Origin of the sequence: Pseudomonas sp. FW305-28, from assembly GCF_017351395.1 — a bacterium.
GTDB classification, from domain to species: Bacteria; Pseudomonadota; Gammaproteobacteria; order Pseudomonadales; family Pseudomonadaceae; genus Aquipseudomonas; species Aquipseudomonas fluorescens_AA.
Window position 1 is genome coordinate 1 of the sequence record NZ_JACNDD010000278.1, and the last position, 2,869, is coordinate 2,869.

Sequence of the window (2,869 nt, forward strand, 5' to 3'; positions counted from 1 at the left end):
CTGCATGCCGGTCATCGAATCGCACCTGGATCCCCACAGCGCTGACTTCGCACGCAACCATGCAGCGATGCTGGCCGGTGTCGAACAACTGCGCCAACTCGAACGGGCCGTGCTGGCGAAAGCCGCCCAGGCCCAGGACAAGTTCGACCAGCGCGGCCAACTGTTGCCACGCCAGCGCCTGAACTTGCTGCTGGACCCCGGCGCACCGTTCCTCGAGCTGGCGAGCCTGGCCGGCTACAAACTCCATGACGACAAGGACGGCAGCCAGGCCGGCGGCGGTCTGATCGCCGGGATCGGCTATGTGTCCGGGGTGCGGGCACTGGTGGTGGCCAACAACAGCGCGATCAAGGGCGGCACGATTTCCCCCAGCGGTTTGCACAAGACCCTGCGCCTGCAACAGATCGCCATGGAAAACAAACTGCCGGTCATCACCCTTGCCGAAAGTGGCGGCGCCAATCTCAATTACGCGGCGCAGATTTTCGTCGAAGGCGCGCGCTGCTTCGCCAATCAGGCACGTATGTCGGCCATGGGCCTGCCGCAGATCACCGTCGTGCATGGCTCGGCCACGGCCGGCGGCGCTTATCAGCCGGGTTTGTCGGATTACGTGGTGGTGGTGCGCGACAAGGCGCGGCTGTTCCTGGCCGGGCCGCCGTTGCTCAAGGCCGCGACCGGCGAAGTGGCCAGCGAAGAGGAACTGGGCGGTGCGCTGATGCACGTGCAGGTGGCCGGCACTGCCGAATACCTGGCGGAGAACGACGCCGATGGCATACGCCTGGCCCGGGAAATCCTCGATCTGCTGCCCTGGAATGCACAATTGCCGCCACAGCCCGAACGGACCTGGACGGAGCCGCTCTACCCCGCCGACGAATTATTGGGACTGGTGCCCGACGACCCGAAGAAACCCTATGACGTAGGGGAAATCATCGCCCGCATCGCCGACGGCTCGCATTTCCTGGCCTTCAAAAGCGAATTCGACACCCAGACGATTTGCGGCCACCTGCACATTCGCGGCCATGCCTGCGGCCTGATCGGCAACAACGGCCCCATCACGCCACAGGGCGCGGCCAAGGCGGCGCAGTTCATCCAGTTGTGCGATCAAAGCCGCACGCCGCTGCTGTTCTTGCACAACACCACCGGGTTCATGGTCGGCACCGAGTCGGAGCGACAAGGGGTGATCAAGCATGGCGCCAAGATGATCCAGGCCGTGGCCAATGCCCGGGTGCCCAAGCTGACGGTCGTGGTGGGCGGCTCCTATGGTGCCGGCAACTACGCCATGTGCGGCCGCGGGCTAGACCCGCGCTTCATCTTCGCCTGGCCCAACAGCCACACCGCCGTGATGGGCGGCGCCCAGGCCGGCAAGGTCCTGCGGATGGTCACGGAGGCCACGCAACTCAAGAACGGCCTGAGCCCCGACCCGAAGATGCTGGACCTGCTCGAGCAAACCACCGCGCAGAAACTCGACAGCCAATCCACCGCCCTCTACGGCAGCGCCAGCCTGTGGGACGACGGGCTCATCGACCCGCGCGACACCCGCACCTTGCTGGGCTTGCTGCTGGACATCTGTCACGAGGCCGAGCAGCGGCCACTGCAAGCCAACAGCTTCGGCGTGGCCCGCTTCTGAGCGCAACCTCCAGGAGAACAATAAAAATGATCTTTACCCAGGAACACGAAGCACTGCGGCGCACCGTCCGCCAGTTTGTCGACCACGACATCAATCCCTACGTCGACGAATGGGAGCGGGCCGGGCGTTTCCCCATCCACGAGATTTTCCGCAAGGCCGGCGAGTTGGGCCTGCTGGGTATTTCCAAGCCGCAGGCCTTCGGCGGCATGGGCCTGGACTACAGCTATTCGATCGTCGCGGCCGAGGAATTCGGCACTATTCATTGCGGCGGCGTGCCGATGTCCATCGGCGTGCAGACCGACATGTGCACCCCGGCCCTGGCCCGTTTCGGCTCCGACGAGTTGCGCGAAGCGTTCCTGCGCCCGGCCATTCGCGGCGAACAGGTGGGCTGCATCGGCGTCTCGGAAGTCGGTGCCGGTTCCGACGTCGCCGGCCTCAAGACCACGGCGCGCAAGGACGGCGACGACTACGTCATCAACGGCAGCAAGATGTGGATCACCAATGCACCGAGCGCTGATTTCATCTGCCTGTTGGCGAATACCTCGGACGACAAGCCCCACGTCAACAAATCGCTGATCATGGTGCCGATGCGCAGCGCCGGCATCAGCCTCGGCCAGCACCTGGACAAACTCGGCATGCGCAGCTCGGAAACCGCCCAGGTGTTTTTCGACGACGTGCGGGTGCCACAACGCAATCGCATCGGCCAGGAAGGTGCCGGGTTCATGATGCAGATGCTGCAATTCCAGGAAGAACGCCTGTTCGGCGCGGCCAACATGCTCAAGGGCCTGGAGCATTGCATCGACAGCACCATCGAGTACTGCAAGGAGCGCAAGACCTTCGGCACGGCCCTGATCGACAACCAGGTGATCCACTTCCGCCTGGCGGAACTGGCCAGCGAAATCGAATCCCTGCGGGCGCTGGTCTACCAGGCCACCGAGCAGTACATCCACGGCCAGGACGTCACGCGACTGGCGTCGATGGCCAAGCTCAAGGCCGGGCGCCTGGCCCGGGAAACCACCGACAGTTGCCTGCAATACTGGGGCGGCATGGGCTTCATGTGGGACAACCCGGTCGCCCGCGCCTATCGCGACGTACGGCTGGTGTCCATCGGCGCCGGCGCGGACGAAATCATGCTGGGCATCATCTGCAAGCTCATGGGCATTTTGCCGGGGAAGAAAAACTGAGTACATCGCCTGCCAGACCGCCATCGCGAGCAAGCTTTGCTCCCACAATGCCCTGTGAGTGCAT

2 protein-coding genes are annotated in these 2,869 nt (G+C 64.2%); both read left to right on the plus strand.

Features of this window, described 5'->3' with window-relative positions; all coding sequences use genetic code 11:
- The first annotated feature begins 4 nt into the window (after nt 1-4).
- Entirely contained in the window at nt 5-1,621 is a 1,617-nt protein-coding gene (gene atuC, locus J4E53_RS30290; protein ID WP_103310929.1) for a geranyl-CoA carboxylase subunit beta, read from the plus strand.
- 26 nt (nt 1,622-1,647) lie between these two features.
- The gene (atuD, locus tag J4E53_RS30295) at nt 1,648-2,805 is read left to right on the plus strand and encodes a citronellyl-CoA dehydrogenase (protein ID WP_103310927.1); all 1,158 of its coding nucleotides are present in this window, start codon (nt 1,648-1,650) and stop codon (nt 2,803-2,805) included.
- The last annotated feature ends 64 nt before the right edge of the window (nt 2,806-2,869 follow it).